Here is a 23,257-nt window from a genome sequence, read left to right as displayed (position 1 = left end):
AATCGAGCTGGGTGTCGGTTGGTCCAAATCCCTCAGGAGTTGGCGACTTTGGGGAGCGGGCTGTCGAGGTGATCCGCGGCTACCAGACGGCCGTCGAGGAACGAGAGCACCCAAGTGCTCGCCTTACGGTTGCGCGCCGAGGGCAGTGTTACACCGGCCGTATCAGCCCACCAGCGCATCAAATCGGGGATGACGCCTCCTTGGCTGCAGATTACGGGAGTGCCCTCCAGTGCGGCGATCTGCAGCGCACGCGCCCTGGCGGCGTCGGGATCGGCCTCGTAACCTTCTTCGGTCAGAAGAGGTTCCGTCGAAATCTCTACACCCAATGCCTCCGCCAATGGCATCACAGTGTCGATGCAGCGCGTACGGTCAGCCGCGAAAACCGAATCGGCTCCGAAGATTTTCAGCTGTTCGACCAAGGCGGCGGATTGCTCTTTGCCCTTGGCGTCGAGTGGACGCACATTGTCGTCGCCCTTGTATCGCTTACGGCTTCCAGCTTTTGCGTGGCGGACGAGTAATACCGTTTTCGTGTCAGGCCGAAGGGAAACGAAGCGGCGAAGAATCATTCGATCCATCGGGTAGGAAAGATGATCGGCTACCTCGGTGACCGGAAGCCAATAGAGAACATCCACTTCGCTATTCGGCCCGAAATCTCCGTCCACTGCTTCGGCCGACCAGTATTCGACCCGTTTGAGTTTGCGATGTCCCGGGATCGGGTACGTCACGCCACCGAGGTGCCTTCCGAAACGTCCAGTGATCGAGGTCTCTTCGCGGACCTCGCGAACTGCTGCGGTCAAGAAGGTCTCGCCGGGATCGAGCTTTCCTTTGGGGAATGACCAGTCGTCGTACTTCGGTCGATGTACGACGGCGATCTCGATGGCGGAAGGATCCTGAGGAGCCTTCCGCCACAGAACCGCGCCTGCGGCAAAGATGTTGGCTTTGACCGGCTTGTCGCTCATTGTGTGATCCGAGCCCGTCAAGACCCGCTGGCGGTGCGGCTGCGCATCAACGACTGTTGATGCTCACGTACGTCCTCACCGCGTTCGGGGGCAGCGACCCAACTCCCGTCCGGATGCAGTACCCAGCAGCGAGTTCGGGGATCGAGCGCGGAGTCGAAGATGTCACCGAGTTGCTTCGACAGTTTCGGGTCCTTGACCTGCACCATGACCTCGACGCGGCGATCGAGGTTGCGGTGCATCATGTCTGCGCTGCCGATCCAGAATTCGTCGCGCCGAGCGGAAATGGAACATTCGCGAGTGTTCGAGGAAGCGTCCGAGAATGGAACGTACTTCGATGTTTTCGCTGAGGCCGGGAACGCCCGGCTTGAGCGCGCAGATTCCGCGAACCACGATCTCGACGGGGATACCGGCCTTGGACGCGCGGTACAACGCGTCGATGACCTGCTCGTCGACCAATGCGTTGGCCTTCAAGCGGATACCGGCATCGCGGCCTGCGAGCTTGTGCGCGATCTCGTTGTCGATCCGCTCGATGATCCCGCGGCGAACCCCGTACGGCGCTACGAGAAGGTTGCGGTAGCTCGTCTTTCGGGAGTATCCGGTCAGCGAGTTGAAGAGGTCGGTGAGGTCTGCACCGATCTCCGGTGCTGCGGTGAGCAATCCGACGTCCTCGTACATGCGCGCGGTCTTCGGATTGTAGTTGCCCGTGCCGATGTGGCAGTAACGACGAATGGTCGAGCCCTCTCGCCTGACGACGAGGCACGTCTTGCAGTGAGTCTTGAGACCGACGAGACCGTAGACGACGTGAACGCCGGCCTGCTCGAGTTTGCGTGCCCACTTGATGTTGGCCTGCTCGTCGAAGCGGGCCTTGATCTCCACCAGCGCGACAACCTGCTTGCCCGCTTCGGCGGCGTCGATCAGTGCATTGACGATGGGGGAGTCGCCGGAAGTGCGGTACAGGGTCTGCTTGATCGCGAGCACCTGCGGGTCGGCGGCGGCCTGTTCGATGAAGCGTTGAACGCTTGTGGAAAACGAGTCGTATGGGTGGTGGACGAGCACGTCGCCTTCGCGCAGGGTCGAGAACACGCTCTTCGGAGTCTCGCGTTCACCGAACGCCGGATGCGTCGCCGGGACGAACGGAGCGTCTTTGAGAGCGGGGCGGTCGACGGCGTAAACCTGCCAGAGGCAGGACAAGTCGAGGAGACCGGAAACCTCGATCACGTCGGCCGGATCGACGTCGAGTTCACGCAGAAGCAGTTCGAGCATGTGCTCGGTCATGTCGTCGGCAACTTCGAGGCGAACGGGTGAACCGAAACGACGACGCGCCAATTCACGTTCGAGTGCCTGCAGCAGATCCTCGTCCCGATCTTCTTCGACCTCGAAATCGGCGTTGCGTGTGATTCGGAAAGCGTGATGTTCGACGATTTCCATTCCGGGGAACAGCACGTCCAGATGAGCCGAAATCAGTTCTTCCATCGGGAGGAAAGAATCGATGGTGGACGAAGATGTCGTGCTCTTGACTCGCACGAACCGGCCGACGTTGTCGGGAACCTTGACGCGAGCGAAGTGTTCGCCGCGGGTGACGGAGTCCTTCACTGTCACGGCGAGGTTGAGGCTCAGTCCGCTGATGTAGGGGAACGGGTGGGCGTGATCGACTGCCAACGGCGTCAGTACCGGGAAGACCTGCTCGTGGAAATGCGCCGAGAGCCGGCCGTGATCGTCGGCACTGAGGTCGGCCCATCGAACAATTGAAATGCCTTCTGCCGCCAGGGCAGGGCGGACCGAGTCGAGAAACACGTGTGCGTGCTTGTCAGCGAGTTCCTGGGTGCGACGCGCGATGAGCGCCAATTGTTCGCGTGGGGAGAGGCCGTCGGCGGACCTGACCGACAGTCCCGTCTCGTCGCGGCGCTTGAGTCCGGCGACCCGGACCATGAAAAATTCGTCGAGATTGGAAGCGAAGATGGCGAGGAACTTTGCGCGTTCGAGCAACGGCAGTGACTCGTCGGCAGCCAATGCGAGAACACGGGCATTGAAATCGAGCCAGCTGAGTTCGCGGTTGAGGTAACGATCCTCGGGAAGTCCGACGAGCAATTCGGGTAGCTCTGCCTTGGTAGCTGCAGGGGGAGCGCCCGGGATGTTGGTGGCGACCGCGACGGCCTGAGATCGCGGCGAGGTGGCCGCGCCGTTCTCGTGCCGGCCGGAGCTGTGGTCTCCGTCCGACTGGTCTTCGGAAATACGGTTTTCGAGTGCTTCGCCATTGCTCACTCGTCGATCATCCCCCACAATCGCGCGGTCCGACAATCGATGAAAGAAAATTCATCGACTGTTCGACGGCGTGGCCTTGAGTCTGGTCAACGAAGCCGATGTCGCGGGGCCTACTCCCAGTGCTCGCACAGTGCCGAGATCGGCATGGGTGTCGACGTCGGTGCGCAGTCCCGGCCATTTGCCGTTGAGTGGACGAGCACCTGAATTGGCATGTCCAAGTGCGGATTCCGGCCCGAACCGAGGGTCGAGCGCGCTTTCGCCGCACGCAAACAATGCGGAAGTGCCGGTACCGTGGTGATCGACGACGACTGAACGTCCGCCGCTTCGGGCCGCGGCCACGGCCTCCGTCAGTTCGCTCGGTTGCATGGCGGGCAAGTCGGCTTGCAGCACAACGAGGTCGACCACTCCGCGCTTGGCTCGGATATCGGCGGCCGCTGCGCTCAACGCCGCGTTGAGGGTTTCCTCCGTGCGCGGTGTTGCGCCGTTGGTTCGGGCGCCGTCGGGAGCTGGATCGGCGTAGACCGTCACGCCGACGGAATATGCAAGGGCGGCAACGGTGGGGTCCGGGGTGACCACTGTGACGCTGTCGATGGCCGAGACGGCTGCAACTGTGGCGAGGGTGTCGTGAAGCATGGCCAACACGAGGTCTGCACGCGCGTCCGAGTCGAGTTCGCCCGCGAGGCGGGACTTGGCCGATCTCAAGGACTTGACGGCCACTATCGCATGCATGGGGCGTTCGATCTCCGTGCGCGCATGCGGTGTCTCCACGGCGTGTGGGTACGGGGGTTCCGCGCTGTCCATCCCTCGATCTTGCCAGTCATCACGCTCGGTGTCCGCGGCTGCCCACCGCAGTGCACCACAGGCGATACTCTGTGCAGACGATTTTTCTGGCGGCGACCCGCTTCGCCGGGTAGACGGGGTGAGCGTGTGAGTAAGGCAGCTGTATTGGGCGCAGGTTCGTGGGGAACGGCGTTGGCGAAGGTGATGGCCGAGGCCGGAACCGACGTGACGATGTGGGCCAGGCGTGAAGAGGTCGCGAAGCGCATCGACACCACGCACGAGAACAGCGACTATCTGCCAGGCATTGCTTTGCCTTCGTCGATTCGCGCGACCCACCACCACGAGGAGGCGATGGCAGGTGCTGACTTCATCGTGCTGGCGGTTCCCTCGCAGTCGCTACGAGCAAACCTGGAGCAGTGGAAAGGCTCGATCGGACCCGATGCGACTCTGCTGAGTCTGGCCAAGGGAATCGAGACCGGGACGCTCATGCGCATGAGCCAGGTCATCGTGTCGGTGACCGGCGTGGAACCGGGGCGCGTCGCGGTGCTCTCGGGCCCGAATCTTGCACACGAGATCGCCGGCGGGCAACCCGCGGCGACGGTGATCGCCTGTTCGGATTCCTCGCGTGCCCTCGCTCTCCAGGATGCTTGTGCTACCGGCTATTTCAGGCCGTACACCAACTCCGACGTCATCGGATGCGAGATCGGTGGTGCGTGTAAGAACGTGATCGCGCTGGCCTGCGGCATGGCCGCCGGCAGTGGATTCGGCGACAACACGGTCGCCAGCATCATCACCCGTGGGCTCGCCGAGACGATTCGTCTCGGCGTTGCGCTCGGCGCCAAGGCGTCGACTCTTGCAGGCTTGGCGGGTGTCGGTGACCTGGTAGCGACATGCACGTCCGAGTTGTCGCGAAACCGGACGTTCGGAGAGCGGCTCGGACGAGGCGGGTCAATGGAGTCGGCACAGAAGGCAACCAACGGTCAGGTCGCCGAGGGCGTGAAGTCGTGCACGTCGGTACGCGCACTCGCTGCCGGATACGACGTGGAGATGCCGTTGACCGACGCGGTCCACCGGGTGTGCCACGAAGGCATGGCCGTCAGCGATGCGATCGGTCAGTTGCTCGGACGCCGGACGAAGCCGGAATGAGTGAAATCGGTGTGGGTCGCTTCGAGGATTACGGGGATTCGACGCGCAGCGTGAGCGCCGTCGCGCGCGAACACGCCGCGGGTCAGCCCATGCAACTGGGCCCGATATTCGCTGCGCCGTACCAACTTTCGGCGGACGAAGGTTCCGAGTCCGATACCTATGCACGTGCATCGAACCCGGGTTGGCGCGGACTCGAATCCGCGCTCGCGGCGCTCGAGAGAGCGGACCACGCCCTCGTCATGGGATCGGGGATGTCCGCGATCACCGCTACCTTGCGCAGCGTCCTCGTCGCGGGGGATACCGTCGTCGTGCCCTCGGACGGGTATTACCAAGTGCGGTTGTACGCGAACGAGCGCCTCGCGCCGTTGGGAATCACCGTTCGCGAGGTTTCGACTCTGCAGATGGGCGACGCGAGCTTCGTAGATCTGCTCGACGCGTCACCGGGCCGCGTGGTCGTCGTCGCCGAGACGCCGTCCAACCCGGTGCTGGACGTGGTCGACCTTCGCGTGCTCGCCGACGTGTGCCACCGTTCGGGTGCGCTGCTGATCGTCGACAACACGACCGCGACACCGCTGGGTCAGCGCCCGCTCGAATTGGGTGCCGACGTCGTGGTGGCCAGCGGTACCAAGGCTCTCAGCGGGCACAGTGACCTCCTGATGGGTTACGTCGCCACCTCCGATGCGGCAGTGAGTCGGCGAATCGAGCGTGAGCGACTTCTCTCGGGAACGGTGCTCGGCCCCTTCGAGACGTGGCTTGCGCACCGGAGCCTCGGCACGGCAGGCCTGCGATTCGGGCGTCAGTGCGACAACGCGCTGGCGCTTGCCGAGATGTTGGTAAATCACAAAGCAGTCCGGTCCGTTCGTTACCCCGGCCTTCGCGGTGACCCGTCCTATGCAACGGCATCCGGTCAGATGAATCGATTCGGCGGATTGGTGAGCGTCGAGTTGGATTCGGCTCAGGCATTCCACTCGTTCGTCGAAGCGAGCGCTCTCGTCACGGCTGCTACCAGCTTCGGCGGGATCCACACGACGGCGGATCGCCGTGCGCGCTGGGGCGATCCGGTCAGTGCGGGGTTTGTCCGAATCGCTTGTGGCATCGAGGACACCGCCGATCTCCTGGCCGACATCGAGCGCGCACTCGACGCGTAAACGGGCCGGGTCGACGAAATCGGTCCGGCCCGATCGCGTGCCGCAGTCGATTCGGCGGTACGGTTTGACGCGTGAACAGCAGTCGTACCCGCGTGGCCGTGATCTTCGGTGGCCGGAGCAATGAGCATTCAGTGTCCTGTGTTTCCGCCGGAAGCGTCCTGAGCAACCTCGACCCCGACCGGTACGACGTCGTACCGATCGGCATCACCGTCGACGGTTCCTGGGTGCTCGGTTCGAGCGACCCCAGTTCCCTCGCGATCAGCGGGCGCGCGCTGCCGTCGGTCGACAAAGACGGAACGTCGGTGGTCCTCAGCGCGGACCCCACCCGCGAGGGCGAGGTAATCTCCTTCGACGGCTCCGACGCCGGTGCTGTGCTCGCGTCGGTCGACGTCGTGTTCCCCGTTCTTCATGGGGCTTACGGCGAAGACGGCACGATTCAGGGTCTGCTCGAACTTGCCGGGGTTCCGTACGTCGGACCCGGAGTTCTGGCCAGCGCCGCCGGCATGGACAAAGAGTTCACGAAGAAGCTTCTTGCTGCTGAAGGACTTCCCGTCGGAGTGCAGGTCGTGCTTCGACCGGGAACCGCAACGCTGACCGAAGAGCAGAAGGCGGAATTGGGCCTTCCGGTTTTCGTCAAGCCCGCTCGTGGAGGCTCGTCCATCGGCATCACTCGGGTGAGCAATTGGGACGGTCTGGACGGGGCGATCGCTCATGCACGCCTGCACGATCCCAAGGTGATCGTCGAAGGCGCGATCATCGGCCGCGAGGTGGAATGCGGCGTCCTCGAATTCCCGAACGGCGACGTCAAGGCGAGTGTGGTCGCCGAGATCCGGATGCCGGATTCCGACGCCGATTCGGACGCGTTCTACGACTTCGACACCAAGTACCTCGACGACGTCTGTGAATTCGACATCCCCGCGAAACTCGACGAGTCGGTGAGCGACCAGATCAGGGAGCTTGCTGTCCGCGCGTTCAAGGCACTCGATTGCCAGGGACTCTCGCGGGTCGATTTCTTCGTCACGGCTGACGGCCCGGTGATCAACGAGATCAACACGATGCCCGGGTTCACTTCCATCTCGATGTACCCGAAGATGTGGAACGCCACCGGAATCGATTACCGCACTTTGATTTCGACTCTGGTCGACACCGCCGTCGCTCGCGGCACCGGCCTTCGCTGATCAGGGAACCGCGACCGGCGCCGGGTCGAGAGGCTTCTGTTCGAGAGTCGCCGTGATGGTGTCGGAGATTTCCTGAATCGGCGTCGGACCGGTCCCGTCGGGGATCGTGATACCGATGTATTCACCGCGGTCTACGGCAAACCAAGTGCTCGCCGCCAAACCGATGTCGGTTCCCGAGACCTGGAACCACTGGACACCGTTCACGACCTGTAGTGCTGCAGCCTGATCGAACTCGGACGGACGGTCGAGTCCGCAGCGCAAGACGATCGGCTCTCCTTCGCTGCGCTGCCACGCTGCCGCACCGGCCGGAGCAGGTTCTACCAATTCGGCTTTCGTGAAGTCGTCGATCTTGTCGGGGAGCGCGCCGAGAAGGGAAACGCAGGCCGGCGACTCCGCTGCCGGTGCCGGCACGGGTCCCAATGCAACCGGCGAGAGTTCAGGGTTGTTTCCCGCGACGACGGCCGCGATCACTACTCCGACGATCAGGGCTACCGGGAGTGCGATGGCGGTGGCGATCAGCGCCGGACTGCGGCGCTCTGACGGATCGTCGTCGCCGTCGGGGTCGATGTCGGCGTTGTCTGCGGTGGAGGTGTTTTCTGCCATGCTCAGTTCTTCGCTCGGGTCCTGGTCCAGTCGATCAGCGGTCTTGTCACTTCTGAGAGCATGTCGGTGAATCGGTAGGATTGCCGACACACGCGTGAGCTTGCAGAAGCATTCACGACCACAGCTAGAAGGTACCGCAGGCCGCTTACGAGCGAATTGCGTCGGCATTGGAGAGACTCATCGCATCATCGGAGTTCACTGCATCATCGGAGTTCGCTGCGTCATCGGAGTTCGGGTCGGAGCCCACTGTCGAGCAGGTGGGGGAGTTCGACGTGATCGCGCGATCTCTTCTCGGCCGAATCCAACCGGTCACCACTGAATTGGGGCCGGGTGACGATGCCGCCATCGTGACTTCCGGAGACGGCCGTGTGGTCGTCTCGTCCGACATGTTGGTCGAAGGTCGACATTTCCGAATGGATTGGTCTTCACCACGCGACATCGGCCGGAAGGCAGTGGCACAGAACGCTGCTGATGTGGTCTCGATGGGAGCGCGGCCGACGGCCTTCACGGTGTCTCTGGGGTGCCCGCCTTCGACACCCGTCGACGTGGTCGACGCAATCTCCGCGGGAATCTGGGACGCGGCAACCGATCTGGGTGCCGGTGTGGTCGGCGGTGACCTGGTCCAGTCACCGGTGATCGTGGTGTCGGTGACCGTGCTCGGCGATCTCGGTGGCCGTGCGGCAGTTCTGCGTTCGGGAGCAAAGATCGGTGACAAGATCGCGGTCGCCGGGTTGTTCGGTTGCTCGGCAGCAGGGTTGGCACTACTGCTCGACGAAGCCGTACTGCTCGACAAGCCCGCAAACTTTCCAGATTTGCTTGCCTCCCATCGCGTTCCGAATCCGCCGTATCAATCGGCATGGGACGCCGCAGAATCAGCACATTCCATGACGGACGTGTCCGACGGATTGATCGCGGACCTCCGACATCTCGCAGAGGCCTCGCACGTGCGGTTCGACATCTTCTCGGCTGCGGTTCCGACCTCACCGGATGTCGCATCGGCGGCCGAGGCACTCGACGTCGATCCGCTGGACTGGATCCTCTCCGGTGGTGAAGATCACGGATTTGCAGCAACTTTCGGGCCTGAGGTCGAGATTCCGTCGGGTTGGATCGTGATCGGTGAGGTTGCCGCCGGTTCGGGCGTGAGCGTCGACGGTTCGCTTCGCGAGAGCGACGGGGGCTGGCACAGCTTTTCGACCACCGGTACCACCGCGGTATAGGTTGCTTTCATGGCTGTATACGCACTTGGAGACAGAGTTCCGGACATTCATCCGGACGCATACGTCCACCCGGACGCGGTGGTGATCGGCGCCGTGACTCTCGCAGCGGGTACCTCGATCTGGCCGCAAGCGGTATTGCGTGGTGACTACGGAACCATTTCGGTGGGAATCGGATCGAACATCCAGGACGGAACCGTCATCCATTGCACCGCCATCGATGCGACTGTCATCGGTTCCGGTTGCGTCGTGGGCCACAACGCGCACATCGAGGGATCGACCATCGAGGACCATTGCCTGATCGCGTCGGGGTCAGTTGTTCTCAACGGAACGGTGATCGGGACGGGGTCGATCGTCGCCGCGGGTGCGGTGGTGGCCAACAAGATGCAGGTTCCCCCGCGCAGCATGGCACTCGGTGTGCCCGCCAAGGTCCGTGCGGGATACGAAGTTCCGCTCGGCCACCTCGACGGAAACGTCAAGATGTACGCAGCCAATGCGGCGTACTACCGCGACGCGTTGCGCAGGCTCGACTGATGGCGCCGCTTGCAGAGATCGTCGATCCAGGGTGGGCGCGGGCACTCGAACCGGTCTCGGAGCAGATCTCCGCGATGGGTAAGTTCTTGCGCGAAGAGATCGCTGCGGGACGGGAGTACCTGCCGGCGGGGGAGAACGTCTTGCGTGCGTTCACGAACCCTTTCGAGGACGTTCGAGTGCTCATCGTCGGTCAGGACCCTTATCCGACGCCCGGTCACGCTGTCGGGTTGAGCTTTTCGGTTGCACCGGACGTGCGGCCGGTTCCGCGAAGTCTCGGCAACATCTACAAGGAGTATCACCAGGATCTCGGGTTGCCGATACCGCCGAACGGCGATCTGACACCGTGGTCGAAACAAGGTGTGCTGCTTCTCAATCGCGTTCTCACCGTGCAGCCGGGTCAAGCCGCTTCTCATCGTAAGAAGGGCTGGGAGCCGGTGACCGAGCAGGCTATCCGCGCTCTGGTCGCGCGGTCGTCGCCGATGGTGGCGATCTTGTGGGGTCGTGACGCGGCCACTCTCGCGCCGATGCTCGGCGACACACCGATCATCGAATCCGCGCACCCGTCACCGCTTTCGGCCTCGCGTGGCTTCTTCGGTTCGCGCCCCTTCAGTCGTGCGAACGAACTCTTGACCGGACTCGGAGCCGATCCGGTCGACTGGAATCTGGGCTGATCGAACGGTGTCTGCACGAACCGGCCTGCCGAACGTCGAGTCGCGACGTTCGGCACGGCAGTTCGACTAGGCCTGCTTTGCGGAAGTGAAATCGGGCCGACGCTTGTCGACGAACGCGTCGACGCCCTCGCGTCCGATCGGGCTGTTCGCTGCGATGGCGATGGACGCGGCTTCGGCGTCGAGTTGCTCGGCGAGCGAGTTCGTCCGGGACGAACGCAGCAGTGCTTTGATTCCCGAGTACGACGTACTCGGTCCGTTGGCCAGAGCGCGGGCGAGGCGAGCTGCCTCTTCCTGGACCTCGTCGTCGCCGACGAGTCGGGTGAGGATCCCCAGGCGGACGGCTTCGTCGCCACCGATCACCGAATCGTTGAGAAGAATCTCGCGAGCGCGTGCCACGCCGACGATGCGTGGAAGCGTCCACGACATTCCGCCGTCCGGGGTGAAACCGATGGAGGGGTACGCGGGGCGAAGCTTGGTGCCGGTGCCGCCGATTGCGACGTCGGCGAGGCAGACCAGGCTCATTCCGGCGCCGGCAGCCCATCCGTGGACCCCGGCCACCACTGGAGCGGTCGCAGCGTCGAGCGCGCGAACGAACACGTGGAAGACGCGGGCAACCTCGGCGACGTACTCGCCGCGGTCAGGAGCTGCGGCGAACGCACGGACGTTGCCGCCGGCACAGAAGTTTGCGCCTTCGCCGACCAGAAGGATGCTCCCGATGTCGTTTCCGACTGTCTCGAGCGCCTGCGCGCCCTGAACCAGTCCTTCGTCGTCGAGGGAGGTGCCGTTGGCGGCGGTGGAAATGGTGATGCGGAGTACGCCCTCGTCGAGGGTCACTTTGCTCAGGTCATCGATGGAAGTCACTCAACGCACATTACGGGTGTCCGACAGCCATACGAAACACGGGGACACATAGATACAGCCACATAGATACAGCTCTGCCCCCGTCACCGAAGTGACGGGGGCAGAGCCTGCAATAGTTTGTGCTCGGGCAATCAGCCCCGAGCGACCTTGCCTGCCTTCAGGCAGGAGGTGCACACGTTGACCTTACGGGTGTTACCCGGGGCAACCTCGGTACGAACAGACTGAATGTTCGGGTTCCAGCGACGATTGGTACGCCGGTGCGAGTGCGAGACCGACTTACCGAAGCCGGGCCCCTTGGCGCATACGTCGCAGACGGCAGCCATAGTCGCGAACTCCTTGTTAGAAATGAATATTGAAGTGGTTACCCTACACGGTAGGGCAGCCAGAATTACAATCCGAATATACTCGACTTCGAACCGATCCTTGACCGCTCACTGTGCAGCCGAACGTGAAAACAGTCAATCAGCAACAAACAAAGTGCAGCATTATTTCGTGTAGCCCGTTCGAGGCAACCGTGTAAGAGTAACCGCTTCCGGCCCGAATGGCCAAACCGCCCGGTAATGACGGTTGCGCAGAAGCGTCGGACTACCCTCGACTGCACCGATCACCGATCTCTTTTTCATCGTCAGTCTTTCCATCGTCGAGGGGAACCGTCAGTGGGGGAAGTGCAACGCGTCGCCGAAGAAGCGGAATCCGTCGCGGACGGACGTCTGCTGCGGCGCTGGGCCCGCCGGGCGGTCGACAGCCTCCAGAAACGTCGCGGTGAGATCAACAGCCTCAACGTCTTTCCCATCCCTGATTCGGATACCGGCACCAATCTGCTGTTCACGATGCGGGCTGCACTCGATTCCGCCGAGACGATCGAGGACGACGTCCGCAGTGCGGGCCGCGTCGCCAACGCTCTGGCTCGGGGCGCCGTGTCCGGTGCTCGCGGTAATTCCGGAGTGATCCTCTCCCAGGTGATCCGGGGCATCGCCGAGAGTGTTCAAGGTGAGCACATCGACGGCCGTAGCTTCGCGAACTCGCTGACCACGGCGACGACGCTGGCCTCTCGGGCTGTCTCCGATCTGGTGGAAGGCACCATCGTCACGGTATTGCGCGCATCGGGAGAAGCAGCGCAGGAGTGCGTCGACACCAGGACACCGAGCGGCGAGGATCTTGCATCCGTGGTTGCCGCCGCTGCCGACGCCGCTGCGGTCGCACTGAACAAGACGCCGGAGCAACTGGACGTTCTCGCGTCCGCCGGGGTGGTCGATGCCGGGGGATTCGGTCTGGTTCTGATCCTCGACGCTTTTGTCGAGGTGCTGACCGGGAAGCCGCAGGTTCGCGAAGATCTGGGGACGCCGGACCCGAGGTCGAGCGCAGTTGTCGACGTCAGCGCATTCGATCACGATTGGGCTCACAAGAGCCCGATCGAATGTGGTGATCACTCGGAACAGGATTTCGAGGTCATGTACCTCGTCGACGACTCCGACGACGATCGCATGACGGCGCTGCGCACGCGGCTGTCCGTCCTCGGAGATTCGACGGTCATCGTCAGCGACGGTTTCGGCGGCTGGTCGGTGCACGTGCATTGCTGCGATGCCGGTGCAGCCGTGGAAGCCGGCCTCGAGGCCGGGAAGGTGCACGGTATTCGCATCAGCAGTTTTCTCGTCGACGAACGCGACCAGTTGGTGGCACGGGCGGAGAGGCGATTCCCCGGGGCCGGCGCGCGCGGCGTACTGGCCGTCGTTGCCGGTGACAGCGCGGCGGCGTTGTTCGAGAGTGAGGGTGCGACGGTTCTTCGGTGCGACGATGCGCCGGTGACACGCGCACAACTGCTCGGCCGCATTCGTCAGATGGAACGCAGCGAAGTTCTGGTGCTTCCGAACGGAGCTTTGACCGCGCAGGAACTCGTCGCAGTCAGTGCCGCTGCACGCGATCCGCTTCACCAGGTTCTGCTGCTGTCGACGTCGTCGATGGTCCAGGGCCTGGCAGCACTTGCCGTTCACGACCCTCAGCGCAACGTCGCCGACGACGGCTTCACGATGTCCGAGGCGGCGGCCGCCACGCGCTGGGGATCGTTGCGGATCGCGGTCGAGCGTTCGCTGACCTACGTCGGGACATGTGATCCGGGTGACGCGATCGGTCTGATGGGGCACGAGGTGGTGCTCATCGGTCCCGACGTCGCGGAGTCGAGTGCGCGACTGGTCGACCTCGCGCTCGGATCCGGCGGCGAACTCGTGACCCTACTCATGGGCGCAGACGCGCCGGACGACCTGGCCGGGCAGCTCGAGGCGCACGTCGTCGCGCACCACCCGGGCGTCGACGTGCTCGTCTATCAGGGTGATCAGCCGGGTGACCTGTTCCAGTTGGGTGTGGAGTGATCGAACCTGGTCTGTCGGTGACTGCTGATATACGAACACATGTGCTTACCGCGACACTGTGCTGGAGGAACTGATGGCGACGCTCGCCGACCCACTCGATCGGCTGCTGGGAAAGAAGACCGCGGACGCGCTCGACGAGGCATTCGAGATCCGCACCGTCGAGGACCTGCTGCGTCACTACCCACACCGGTACGCGTCGGCAGGCAAGGAACTCGCCGAGAAGGAGCCGCCCGAGGGTGAGCACATCACCATCATCGCGCGGGTGGCGTCGGCCGCCGTCGTGAAGATGAAGAACCGTCCGGGGCAGATGTTGCGAGTATCGCTGGCGACTGATTCGCAGACCGTCGACGTCACGTTCTTCAACCCGCAGAAGGTGCGGCACGTCATCAAGCCCGGCGTTCGGGCGATGTTCTCCGGGACGGTGAAGTACTTCCGCGGCAAGTGGTCTCTCACTCATCCGAGCTACCTGATTCTCCCGGAACCTCGTGTCGGCGAAGAGGATTCGGTAGTTCCGCTTGCATCCATCAAGGGAGCCGGTGACCTTGCGGGCCTGGCTCGCGCAAATCAGGATCCCGGCGCCGAACTCGATCTGTCCGTCTTCGACCGCGCGTTGATCCCGCTGTACCCGGCGACCCGCGAGGTCGAGAGCTGGACCATCATGCGGTGCGTGCGGCAAGTGCTCGACCAACTCGATCCGATCGAGGAGCCGTTGCCCGCCGAGACTCGGGCCGAGCACGGATTCATCGGTTTGGACGAGGCGCTGCGCACCGTTCACCTGCCAGATACCAAGGAAGACATCGAACGAGCACAGGATCGTCTGCGTTTCGACGAGGCGCTGTCTCTGCAGTTGGTCCTCGCGATGCGTCGTCACGACAATTCCGAGCGTGTGGCTCCGGCCTGCGCTCCGGTCGCCGGCGGGATCGCGGACCAGTTCGAGGAGATGCTCCCGTTCACTCTGACGGAGGGACAGCAAGCAGTCGCGGAGGAGATCTCCACCGACCTTGCCCGCCCACACCCGATGAGCCGCCTTCTTCAGGGCGAGGTCGGGTCAGGCAAGACGATCGTGGCTCTGCGCGCGATGCTGCAGGTCGTCGATGCGGGTTATCAGTGCGCGTTGCTCGCACCCACCGAGGTCCTGGCAAATCAGCACGCGCGATCACTGCGCAAGATGATGGGCTCGCTGGCTGCAGGTGGTGAACTCGGTTCTGCCGAACATTCCACCCGTATTGCCCTTCTTACCGGCTCGCTGCCAGTCGCTGCGAAGCGCGCAGCGCTGCTCGAAGCCGTGACCGGCGACGCCGGGATCGTCATCGGTACCCATGCGCTCATTCAGGACAACGTCGAGTTCTTCAACCTCGGCATGGTTGTCGTCGACGAGCAACACCGCTTCGGCGTCGAGCAACGTGATCAGTTGCGATCACGTGCCCGTGAAGGACTCAGTCCGCATCTGCTGGTGATGACGGCAACGCCGATTCCGCGAACCATCGCCATGACCGTGCTCGGCGACCTCGAGGTCTCGACCCTGCGAGAGCTTCCACGTGGGCGAACCCCGATCAAGAGCAGTGTCGTGCCCGCGAAGCAGAAGCCGCAGTGGGTCGATCGCGCATGGGAACGAATCCGTGAGGACGTCGCCGACGGCCGTCAGGCGTATGTCGTGTGCTCGCGGATCGGTGACGGCGAGCAGGGTGCAGGCGAAGATCAGTTCACCGAGGAGAAGCAGCCCGAGACCAAGTCGGCGGTCGACGTCTTCGAAGAGCTGTCGAGTGGTCCGCTGGCCGATCTGCGAGTCGGGTTGCTGCACGGTCGACTGCCTTCCGACGAAAAGGACGTGGTGATGAGCGCGTTCAACGTCGGTGACATCGACGTCCTCGTCTGTACGACCGTTGTCGAAGTCGGTGTCGACGTTCCGAACGCGACGGTGATGGTGATCGTCGACGCCGAGCGGTTCGGCGTCAGTCAGCTCCATCAGTTGCGTGGCCGCGTCGGTCGAGGGAAACACCAGGGACTGTGCATCCTCGTCACCGGAAGCAATCCCGGGGGACCGGCGTACGAGCGGCTCTCGGCGGTGGCAGCGACCAACGACGGGTTCGAACTGGCTCAACTCGACCTCGCGACCAGACGTGAAGGAGACATCCTCGGTGCGGCGCAGTCGGGCACAACCTCGAATCTGCGGCTGCTTTCCCTCATGGCCCATGGAGACATCCTCGAGTCCGCCAGGGAGTTCGCTCAGGGAATCGTCGACTCCGATCCGTCGCTCGACGGTCATCCCGCCCTCGCTTCCATGGTGACCGCTGCCCTGGACTCCGACCGGATCGAGTACCTCGAGAAGTCGTGAAGGGTATGACGACAAGCTGAAATCGAATAGCACGAGGACCGCCGGGTTGGTTTCTCGATTCAGTCCGAAATATGAGACTCCGCATGTAGACGCAAGATGAAATCGGGGTAGTTTTCTCGAATGTTCTCCAAAGTGCTCGTCGCGAACCGCGGCGAAATTGCGATCCGTGCCTTCCGCGCCGCCTACGAACTAGGTGCCGGAACCGTCGCGGTGTTCCCGTACGAGGATCGGAATTCGATCCACCGTCTCAAGGCAGACGAGAGCTACCAGATCGGGGAGAAGGGTCACCCCGTTCGCGCGTATCTCTCGGTCGAGGAGATCGTCGCCGCCGCCAAGAGCGCCGGAGCCGACGCCATCTACCCCGGTTACGGTTTCCTCTCCGAGAACCCGGACTTGTCGGCGGCGTGTGCCGAGGCAGGCATCAAGTTCGTCGGCCCGTCCGCCGAGATCCTCGAGTTGACCGGAAACAAGGCTCGGGCCATCGCAGCGGCAAAGGCCGCCGGTCTCCCGGTGCTCGCGTCTTCGGAGCCGTCAGCGGACATCGACGAGTTGCTCGCAGCCGCCGAGGACATGACCTTCCCGCTCTTCGTCAAGGCTGTCGCAGGCGGCGGTGGGCGCGGAATGCGCCGCGTTGCGGAGCGCTCACAGCTCAAGGAATCGATCGAAGCCGCAGCACGCGAAGCGGAATCGGCCTTCGGCGATTCGACGGTCTTCCTCGAGCAGGCCGTCATCGACCCCCGGCACATCGAAGTGCAGATCCTCGCCGACGAGCAGGGCAACGTCATCCACCTCTTCGAGCGTGACTGCTCGCTGCAACGTCGCCACCAGAAGGTGATCGAGCTAGCTCCGGCGCCCAATCTCTCGGAAGAGTTGCGCGCCAAGATCTGTGCCGACGCCGTCGCCTTCGCGAAGGAGATCGGATACACGTGCGCGGGCACCGTCGAGTTCCTTCTCGACAAGCGCGGCAACCACGTCTTCATCGAGATGAACCCGCGAATTCAGGTCGAGCACACCGTCACCGAAGAAGTGACGGACGTGGACCTGGTCCAGTCGCAGCTCAAGATCGCGTCCGGTTCGACGCTTGCAGAACTTGGTCTGTCACAGGAGACGATCAAGCTTCGCGGCGCGGCGCTGCAGTGCCGCATCACGACCGAGGATCCGGCAAACGGATTCCGCCCGGACACCGGCCGTATCACCGCGTACCGCACCCCGGGCGGAGCCGGTATCCGCTTGGACGGTGGCGCCACACTCGGCGCCGAGGTCGGAGCGTACTTCGATTCCATGCTGGTCAAACTCACTTGTCGCGGTCGCGACCTCGAAGCCGCTGTGGCGCGAGCTCGCCGCGCGGTCACCGAGTTCCGCATTCGTGGCGTCTCGACCAACATTCCGTTCCTGCAGGCGGTTCTCGACGACCCGGACTTCCGTGCCGGACGTGTGACGACCTCCTTCATCGAGGAACGTCCTCAGTTGCTGACTCTGCGTTCTTCGGCAGACCGCGGCACGAAGATCCTGACCTACCTCGCGGATGTGACGGTCAACAAGCCTCACGGTGAGCGGCCCTCGGCGGTGTACCCGCAGGACAAGCTGCCCAAGATCGATCTTTCGACGCCTCCTCCTGCCGGTAGCCGTCAGCGCCTGCTCGAACTCGGACCCGAAGGTTTCGCGAAGGCACTGCGTGAGCAGAAGGCCGTCGGCGTCACCGACACCACCTTCCGTGACGCGCACCAGTCGTTGTTGGCCACGCGAGTTCGAACCAGCGGACTGCTCGGAGTTGCCGGGCACGTTGCGCGGTTGACGCCGGAACTGCTCTCGATCGAAGCCTGGGGCGGCGCGACCTACGATGTGGGACTTCGCTTCCTGCACGAGGATCCGTGGTACCGGCTTGCCGCACTGCGCGAGGCGATTCCCAACATCTGCCTCCAGATGCTTCTTCGCGGTCGAAACACGGTGGGCTACACGCCGTATCCCGAAAAGGTCACGCGCGCATTCGTTCAGGAAGCCACCGACACCGGCATCGACATCTTCCGAATCTTCGACGCGCTCAACAACGTCGACCAGATGCGCCCTGCCATCGACGCGGTGCGTGAGACCGGAACGGCTCTCGCCGAGGTGGCGTTGAGCTACACCGGCGATCTGTCGGATCCGAACGAAACGCTGTACACGCTCGACTACTACCTGAAGTTGGCAGAAGAGATCGTCGATGCGGGCGCTCACGTGCTCGCGATCAAGGACATGGCGGGCCTGCTGCGCGCTCCGGCGGCCACCAAGCTCGTGACGGCGCTACGCAGCAACTTCGATCTTCCGGTTCATGTCCACACGCATGACACCCCCGGTGGACAGTTGGCCACGTATTTCGCCGCGTGGCAGGCGGGCGCCGACGCAGTCGACGGTGCTTCGGCGGCACTGGCCGGAACCACCAGTCAGCCTGCGCTCTCGGCCATCGTCGCCGCTGCCGCGCACTCCGAGTTCGACACCGGGCTGAACCTGCAGAACGTGTGCGACCTCGAACCGTACTGGGAGGCGCTGCGAAAGGTGTACGCGCCGTTCGAATCCGGACTGCCGGCGCCGACGGGACGTGTGTACACGCACGAGATTCCGGGCGGCCAGCTCTCCAATCTCCGGACCCAGGCCGTTGCTCTCGGTCTCGGCGACCGGTTCGAAGAGGTCGAAGCCAAGTACGCCGACGCAGACCGCATGCTCGGGCATCTCGTGAAGGTGACGCCGTCGTCGAAGGTCGTCGGCGACCTCGCCCTCCACCTTGTCGGCGCCGGCGTGCCTTCGGAGGAGTTTGCCGCAGATCCGGCGAAGTTCGACATTCCCGACTCCGTGGTGGGCTTCCTGCGCGGTGAACTCGGTACGCCTCCCGGTGGTTGGCCGGAACCGTTCCGCAGCAAGGCACTCGAAGGACGTGGCCAGGCCAAGCCCGAAGCGACGTTGTCCGCTGAGGACGAGGTGCTGCTCGAGGGCTCGTCGAAGGACCGTCAGGCGACGCTGAACCGTCTGCTGTTCCCCGGCCCGACAAAGGAATTCCTCGAACACCGCGAGAAGTACGGTGACACGTCGCGGCTTTCGGCGAACCAGTTCTTCTACGGTTTGCGGCGCGGCGACGAGCACCGGGTCGAGTTGGCTCCCGGCGTGGAACTGATCATCGGTCTCGAGGCGATCTCCGAGCCCGACGAGCGCGGCTACCGCACTGTCATGTGCATCCTGAACGGCCAGCTGCGCCCGGTCTCGATCCGCGATCGCTCCATTGCCAGTGACGTACCGGTGGCGGAGAAGGCCGACAAGAACAACCCGGGCCACGTGGCTGCACCGTTCGCGGGCGTCGTGACGCTCGCGGTGAAGGAAGGCCAGAAGATCGAGGCCGGCGACACCGTGGCCACGATCGAAGCAATGAAGATGGAAGCGGCGATCACCTCGCCGCGCGCCGGCGTCGTCTCTCGGATCGCGATCAGCGCCGTCCAACAGGTCGAGGGCGGAGACCTGCTGGTAGTCGTCTCGACGGGGGAGAGCGCCGCAGAGTGACACGCATCATCTCGGGACTTGCGGGCGGTCGACGCCTGCGAGTCCCGCCGAGCGGCACCCGTCCGACGTCGGATCGGGTTCGTGAGGCGCTGTTCAGTGCTCTCGAAGCGCGCATCGATCTCGAAGGGTGCGCGGTTCTCGACCTCTTTGCGGGTTCGGGTGCTCTCGGCCTCGAGGCGCTCTCGCGGGGAGCCGAGCACGTTGTTCTCGTGGAATCGGATGCCAAGGCTGCTGCCGTCATCAAGGCGAACATCGGCACTGTCGCGTTGCCTGGGGCGACGGTTCGCGCCGCTCCGGTTGCGGCCGTGGTCTCGGGTCCGAGCGCGCGTGAATACGACATCGTGATCGCGGACCCACCGTATGCGGTAACCGACGAGGCTGTCGTGTCCATGCTCGCTGATCTGCAGGCCAACAAATGGGTGGGGGAGGGCACGATCGTGGTACTCGAACGATCGTCGCGCTCGCCGGAGACCGTGTGGCCTCAGGGCTACGAGCCGATCAAGGCCAAGAACTACGGTGAAGCCCGCATCGAGCTGGCCACCTGCTACGGTCTGGACTCATGACTGGCGCCGTCTGTCCCGGATCCTTCGACCCTGTGACCAACGGTCACCTCGACGTAATCGGAAGAGTTGCTGCGCAATTCGACGAGGTCGTGGTCACCGTGCTGATCAACAAGAGCAAGCGTGGCATGTTCACGATCGACGAGCGGATCGAGATGCTCGAAGACGCGACGAGTCACCTGCCCAACGTTCGCGTCACGTCGTGGCACGGATTGTTGGTCGACTACGCGAAACAAGAAGGCCTCAGCGCGATCGTCAAGGGTCTGCGCGGCGCGAACGACTTCGATTACGAGCTGCAGATGGCTCAGATGAATCAGAAGCTCACGGGCGTCGACACACTGTTCGTCGCCACGAATCCGACGTACAGCTACCTGTCGAGTTCTCTGGTGAAGGAAGTCGCGACTTTCGGCGGCGACGTCTCCGACATGTTGCCGGCCAAAGTGCATTCTCGGCTACTCGCACGTATCGCCGAGCGAGCAGCCGAAAACAGCTGATCCCCGACACACCGCCCACGACGACACCCCGTTGGCCGTTCTTCCGGCAAACTTGGACAGGAACGGGCACAGGTCCGAGTGGACCGGTGACGATGTGGGCCGATTTCGGCCGGTAGAGATTGGGGTTGCTTGTGTACCGCGTATTCGAGGCACTGGACGAACTGGTCGCAATTGTCGAAGAGGCGCGCGGTGTTCCCATGACCGCAGGGTGTGTTGTGCCTCGCGGTGACGTACTCGAGCTACTCGACGACGTCCGGGACGCAATTCCGAGCGAGCTGGACGACGCTCAGGACGTCCTCGATCATCGCGACAAATTGGTCGGTGACGCGCGAGCAAACGCCGAGAAGACGGTCAGCAGCGCCAATGCCGAGGCAACCTCGACTGTGGAGAACGCACGCGACGACGCCGACCGGATTCTGTCCGATGCCAAGGCTCAGGCCGATCGCATGGTTGCCGAAGCGCGTGCGCACGCCGATCAGTTGGTCGAGGACGCCGAAGCAGAAGCGGAACGGACCGTCACCGACGGCCGTCGTGAGTACGAGGCCGTCACCGGACGGGCGCGTGCCGAGGCCGATCGGATGATCGAGTCCGGCCAGGCCTCGTACGAACATTCGGTGGCGGAGGGAACGGCGGAGCAGGCTCGTCTGGTGTCGCAGACCGAGGTTGTCCAGTCAGCTCACGCGGAATCCGCGCGAGTGATCGACGCCGCTCATGCCGAGTCCGACAGGATGCGTTCGGAGTGTGACCTGTACGTGGACACCAAGTTGGCCGAGTTCGAAGAGTTCCTCACCGGAACGGTTCGATCAGTCGGGCGTGGTCGTCAACAGCTTCGAACGGGTTCGGGGGTTCCCGACTACCAGGACGACGATCGTCGTTCCGAGCGGCGCCGATAGAGCAGACAAGTCAGTCGAGGGTGGGTCGTCCGATATGGGGCGGCCCACTTTTTCGTGGATCGAATTGGGATTTGCCTTGTAGCTGCCGTATTGTGGAGTGGTTGCCCATACCAGTTTCAACAGTTAGGTGAGTTCTCTTTGTCAACGCATCGTCGTAGTTCGTCGCATCAGTCAAGTGATGCGGGATTTTTGCTGGACACGGTCAAGCTCGGTCGTCGTCCAGGGTCGATGCGTACCGTCGAGAGAACAATTCAGTCCCCGAACCGTATCGGTCTCGATCTGATCGCGATCGAAGCGGGCGCGGACATAGATCTCGATCTTCGTCTCGAAGCAGTGTCCGAAGGCGTTCTCGTCACCGGAAACGTGCACGCACCCACCAAGGGTGAATGCTCGCGGTGCCTTGAACCTTTCACCGACACCGTGGACATCTATCTCACGGAGTTGTTCGCTTACCCGGACAGCACCACCGAGGAGACGACGGAAGAGGGAGAGGTCTACGCGGTCGAAGACGACGAAATCGACCTCGAACCGGTCATCGTCGATGCAGTCGGGCTGGCGCTTCCGCTCCAGCCTCTGTGCAGTGACGATTGCCTGGGATTGTGCTCAGAATGTGGCATTCGCCTGGCGATTGCGGAATCTGGGCATGGGCATGACATACTTGATCCTCGCTGGGCTGGTCTCGCGGCCAAATTTGGCGTGGAATCAAACACCAGCGAAAATCTTGTGATCACCGAAGCCGAGGAGAAGTAGAAGTGGCTGTCCCCAAGCGCAAAATGTCGCGATCCAACACGCGGTCGCGTCGTAGCCAGTGGAAGACCACTGTGCCCACCCTCGTTACCTGCCCCAACCGTGGCTGTGGCGAGCAGACCCTTCCCCACATCGCATGCCCGTCATGCGGTACTTACAAGGGCCGCCAGGTAACCGCTGCTGTCTAGTTCTCCCCGGAGAAAGACTATGACGAGCGAAAATACAGTTTCAGCCGCCGGCGGCGAGGGCAATCACGACAAGCTCCTCGCCGCTGTCGGCGTAGATATAGAGCCCGGTCTTCTGACCCTGGCTCTCACGCACCGCTCGTACGCGTACGAGAACGGCGGACTGCCCACGAACGAGCGCCTCGAGTTCCTCGGGGATTCCGTTCTCGGCGTCACGGTGACCGAAAATCTCTACCTGTCCCACCCGGACAAATCCGAAGGTGATCTGGCGAAGATCCGTGCCAGCGTGGTCAACATGCATGCACTCGCCGAAGTTGCCAGGACTCTGGGTGAAGGTGGACTCGGAGCACACCTGCTGCTGGGTAAGGGCGAGGAAATGACGGGCGGCCGTGACAAGCCGTCCATTCTCGCCGACGGTATGGAGTCGATTCTCGGCGCCATCCACCTGCAGCACGGCATCGAGACTGCGCGACGCGTCGTCCTCGATCTGTTCGACGATCTCCTCACTCGCGCACCGCTTCTGGGCGCGGGTCTGGATTGGAAGACGAGTCTGCAGGAACTGACCGCAGAACACGGTGCCGGAGTTCCCGTTTACGAGATCACCGCCACAGGACCCGATCACGACAAGGAATTCACGGCCACCGTTCTCATCAGTGGCAAACCCTTGGGTGTCGGTGTCGGTCGTTCCAAGAAGGAAGCCGAGCAGAAGGCAGCAAGTTCGGCATGGAAGACGATGTCGGAGAATGCCGCTGCTACCGCAGTCGCTGCTGACGACACGCCTGATCTTGCCGGCTGA

20 protein-coding genes and 1 pseudogene are annotated in these 23,257 nt (G+C 63.2%); 15 read left to right on the top strand and 6 right to left on the bottom strand.

Going from position 1 to position 23,257, the window contains the following annotated elements:
• Positions 1 to 32 precede the first annotated feature (32 nt).
• The 3 genes and pseudogenes from ABIE52_RS10015 to cofC all read right to left on the bottom strand — a co-directional run bounded on the left by ABIE52_RS10015 (position 33) and on the right by cofC (position 4,022).
• A complete protein-coding gene (locus tag ABIE52_RS10015) occupies positions 33 to 959 on the bottom strand; it encodes a bifunctional NUDIX hydrolase/histidine phosphatase family protein (RefSeq protein WP_007729338.1) in 927 nt (308 codons plus the stop codon).
• Positions 960 to 976: 17 nt separating this feature from the next.
• A pseudogene (locus tag ABIE52_RS10010) lies at positions 977 to 3,092 on the bottom strand (RNA degradosome polyphosphate kinase).
• Between the two features lie 180 nt (positions 3,093 to 3,272).
• Positions 3,273 to 4,022 (bottom strand): 2-phospho-L-lactate guanylyltransferase, encoded by a 750-nt coding sequence (cofC, locus tag ABIE52_RS10005; RefSeq protein WP_308252605.1) that lies wholly within the window; start codon positions 4,020 to 4,022, stop codon positions 3,273 to 3,275.
• Between the two features lie 126 nt (positions 4,023 to 4,148).
• Here cofC and ABIE52_RS10000 point away from each other — a divergent pair, with 126 nt between their 5' ends.
• The 3 genes from ABIE52_RS10000 to ABIE52_RS09990 all read left to right on the top strand — a co-directional run bounded on the left by ABIE52_RS10000 (position 4,149) and on the right by ABIE52_RS09990 (position 7,473).
• Complete coding sequence (locus tag ABIE52_RS10000; RefSeq protein WP_030535420.1) at positions 4,149 to 5,147, top strand: NAD(P)H-dependent glycerol-3-phosphate dehydrogenase; 999 nt, start codon at positions 4,149 to 4,151, stop codon at positions 5,145 to 5,147.
• Complete coding sequence (locus tag ABIE52_RS09995; RefSeq protein ID WP_003942728.1) at positions 5,144 to 6,295, top strand: cystathionine gamma-lyase; 1,152 nt, start codon at positions 5,144 to 5,146, stop codon at positions 6,293 to 6,295. Before ABIE52_RS10000 ends, ABIE52_RS09995 begins: the two co-directional genes overlap by 4 nt.
• 71 nt (positions 6,296 to 6,366) lie before the next feature.
• The gene (locus tag ABIE52_RS09990; protein WP_042450837.1) at positions 6,367 to 7,473 is read left to right on the top strand and encodes a D-alanine--D-alanine ligase family protein; all 1,107 of its coding nucleotides are present in this window, start codon (positions 6,367 to 6,369) and stop codon (positions 7,471 to 7,473) included.
• Here the strand turns inward: ABIE52_RS09990 and ABIE52_RS09985 are convergent, their stop codons facing one another.
• Positions 7,474 to 8,166 carry a DUF3515 domain-containing protein gene (locus ABIE52_RS09985; protein ID WP_003942765.1) on the bottom strand — a complete coding sequence of 231 codons (693 nt, stop codon included), beginning with the start codon at positions 8,164 to 8,166 and terminating at the stop codon, positions 7,474 to 7,476.
• A gap of 77 nt (positions 8,167 to 8,243) precedes the next feature.
• Between ABIE52_RS09985 and ABIE52_RS09980 the strand changes: the two genes are divergently transcribed.
• The 3 genes from ABIE52_RS09980 to ABIE52_RS09970 are packed head-to-tail and all read left to right on the top strand — an operon-like array spanning position 8,244 to position 10,495.
• The gene (locus ABIE52_RS09980; protein ID WP_192712519.1) at positions 8,244 to 9,293 is read left to right on the top strand and encodes a thiamine-phosphate kinase; all 1,050 of its coding nucleotides are present in this window, start codon (positions 8,244 to 8,246) and stop codon (positions 9,291 to 9,293) included.
• Between the two features lie 9 nt (positions 9,294 to 9,302).
• Positions 9,303 to 9,824 carry a gamma carbonic anhydrase family protein gene (locus tag ABIE52_RS09975; RefSeq protein WP_007729328.1) on the top strand — a complete coding sequence of 174 codons (522 nt, stop codon included), beginning with the start codon at positions 9,303 to 9,305 and terminating at the stop codon, positions 9,822 to 9,824.
• Positions 9,824 to 10,495, top strand: coding sequence for a uracil-DNA glycosylase (locus ABIE52_RS09970; RefSeq protein ID WP_007729326.1), 672 nt, complete (start codon positions 9,824 to 9,826; stop codon positions 10,493 to 10,495). Before ABIE52_RS09975 ends, ABIE52_RS09970 begins: the two co-directional genes overlap by 1 nt.
• A 66-nt stretch (positions 10,496 to 10,561) precedes the next feature.
• Here the strand turns inward: ABIE52_RS09970 and ABIE52_RS09965 are convergent, their stop codons facing one another.
• Positions 10,562 to 11,356 (bottom strand): enoyl-CoA hydratase-related protein, encoded by a 795-nt coding sequence (locus tag ABIE52_RS09965; RefSeq protein ID WP_003942812.1) that lies wholly within the window; start codon positions 11,354 to 11,356, stop codon positions 10,562 to 10,564.
• Between the two features lie 131 nt (positions 11,357 to 11,487).
• Positions 11,488 to 11,679 carry a 50S ribosomal protein L28 gene (gene rpmB, locus ABIE52_RS09960; protein WP_003942669.1) on the bottom strand — a complete coding sequence of 64 codons (192 nt, stop codon included), beginning with the start codon at positions 11,677 to 11,679 and terminating at the stop codon, positions 11,488 to 11,490.
• Between the two features lie 333 nt (positions 11,680 to 12,012).
• Here rpmB and ABIE52_RS09955 point away from each other — a divergent pair, with 333 nt between their 5' ends.
• The 9 genes from ABIE52_RS09955 to rnc all read left to right on the top strand — a co-directional run bounded on the left by ABIE52_RS09955 (position 12,013) and on the right by rnc (position 23,257).
• Positions 12,013 to 13,722 carry a DAK2 domain-containing protein gene (locus ABIE52_RS09955; RefSeq protein ID WP_064444393.1) on the top strand — a complete coding sequence of 570 codons (1,710 nt, stop codon included), beginning with the start codon at positions 12,013 to 12,015 and terminating at the stop codon, positions 13,720 to 13,722.
• A 73-nt stretch (positions 13,723 to 13,795) separates the two neighbouring features.
• On the top strand, positions 13,796 to 16,057 hold the full coding sequence (recG, locus tag ABIE52_RS09950; protein WP_003942757.1) for an ATP-dependent DNA helicase RecG: 2,262 nt from the start codon (positions 13,796 to 13,798) through the stop codon (positions 16,055 to 16,057).
• A gap of 120 nt (positions 16,058 to 16,177) precedes the next feature.
• Positions 16,178 to 19,582 (top strand): pyruvate carboxylase, encoded by a 3,405-nt coding sequence (locus tag ABIE52_RS09945; RefSeq protein ID WP_003942675.1) that lies wholly within the window; start codon positions 16,178 to 16,180, stop codon positions 19,580 to 19,582.
• Positions 19,579 to 20,145 carry a 16S rRNA (guanine(966)-N(2))-methyltransferase RsmD gene (gene rsmD / locus ABIE52_RS09940; protein ID WP_003942746.1) on the top strand — a complete coding sequence of 189 codons (567 nt, stop codon included), beginning with the start codon at positions 19,579 to 19,581 and terminating at the stop codon, positions 20,143 to 20,145. The genes ABIE52_RS09945 and rsmD overlap by 4 nt, the downstream gene beginning before the upstream one ends.
• Positions 20,142 to 20,636 (top strand): pantetheine-phosphate adenylyltransferase, encoded by a 495-nt coding sequence (gene coaD / locus ABIE52_RS09935; RefSeq protein ID WP_003942776.1) that lies wholly within the window; start codon positions 20,142 to 20,144, stop codon positions 20,634 to 20,636. The genes rsmD and coaD overlap by 4 nt, the downstream gene beginning before the upstream one ends.
• Before the next feature lie 131 nt (positions 20,637 to 20,767).
• Positions 20,768 to 21,529, top strand: coding sequence for a DivIVA domain-containing protein (locus ABIE52_RS09930; protein WP_003942696.1), 762 nt, complete (start codon positions 20,768 to 20,770; stop codon positions 21,527 to 21,529).
• A 189-nt stretch (positions 21,530 to 21,718) separates the two neighbouring features.
• Positions 21,719 to 22,279, top strand: a complete 561-nt coding sequence (locus tag ABIE52_RS09925) for a YceD family protein (protein ID WP_007729319.1) — start codon at positions 21,719 to 21,721, stop codon at positions 22,277 to 22,279.
• Between the two features lie 2 nt (positions 22,280 to 22,281).
• Positions 22,282 to 22,464: a 50S ribosomal protein L32 gene (rpmF, locus tag ABIE52_RS09920; RefSeq protein ID WP_007729318.1), complete on the top strand. Its 183-nt coding sequence runs from the start codon at positions 22,282 to 22,284 to the stop codon at positions 22,462 to 22,464.
• A 19-nt stretch (positions 22,465 to 22,483) separates the two neighbouring features.
• Positions 22,484 to 23,257, top strand: coding sequence for a ribonuclease III (gene rnc / locus ABIE52_RS09915; RefSeq protein WP_003942759.1), 774 nt, complete (start codon positions 22,484 to 22,486; stop codon positions 23,255 to 23,257).

The organism is Rhodococcus sp. OAS809, from assembly GCF_040546695.1.
Lineage (GTDB): Bacteria > Actinomycetota > Actinomycetes > Mycobacteriales > Mycobacteriaceae > Rhodococcus_F > Rhodococcus_F qingshengii.
The sequence above is the reverse complement of the archived record's forward strand: the minus strand, read 5'-3'. Positions and strand labels throughout refer to the sequence as shown.

Bases quoted from the DNA above. Each gene is read 5' to 3' on its own strand.
- ABIE52_RS10015 (WP_007729338.1), bottom strand. From the start codon at position 959: ATGAGCGACAAGCCGGTCAAAGCCAACATCTTTGCCGCAGGCGCGGTT.
- cofC (WP_308252605.1), bottom strand. From the start codon at position 4,022: ATGGACAGCGCGGAACCCCCGTACCCACACGCCGTGGAGACACCGCAT.
- ABIE52_RS09995 (WP_003942728.1), top strand. From the start codon at position 5,144: ATGAGTGAAATCGGTGTGGGTCGCTTCGAGGATTACGGGGATTCGACG.
- ABIE52_RS09975 (WP_007729328.1), top strand. From the start codon at position 9,303: ATGGCTGTATACGCACTTGGAGACAGAGTTCCGGACATTCATCCGGAC.
- ABIE52_RS09970 (WP_007729326.1), top strand. From the start codon at position 9,824: ATGGCGCCGCTTGCAGAGATCGTCGATCCAGGGTGGGCGCGGGCACTC.
- rpmB (WP_003942669.1), bottom strand. From the start codon at position 11,679: ATGGCTGCCGTCTGCGACGTATGCGCCAAGGGGCCCGGCTTCGGTAAG.
- recG (WP_003942757.1), top strand. From the start codon at position 13,796: ATGGCGACGCTCGCCGACCCACTCGATCGGCTGCTGGGAAAGAAGACC.
- ABIE52_RS09945 (WP_003942675.1), top strand. From the start codon at position 16,178: ATGTTCTCCAAAGTGCTCGTCGCGAACCGCGGCGAAATTGCGATCCGT.
- coaD (WP_003942776.1), top strand. From the start codon at position 20,142: ATGACTGGCGCCGTCTGTCCCGGATCCTTCGACCCTGTGACCAACGGT.
- rnc (WP_003942759.1), top strand. From the start codon at position 22,484: ATGACGAGCGAAAATACAGTTTCAGCCGCCGGCGGCGAGGGCAATCAC.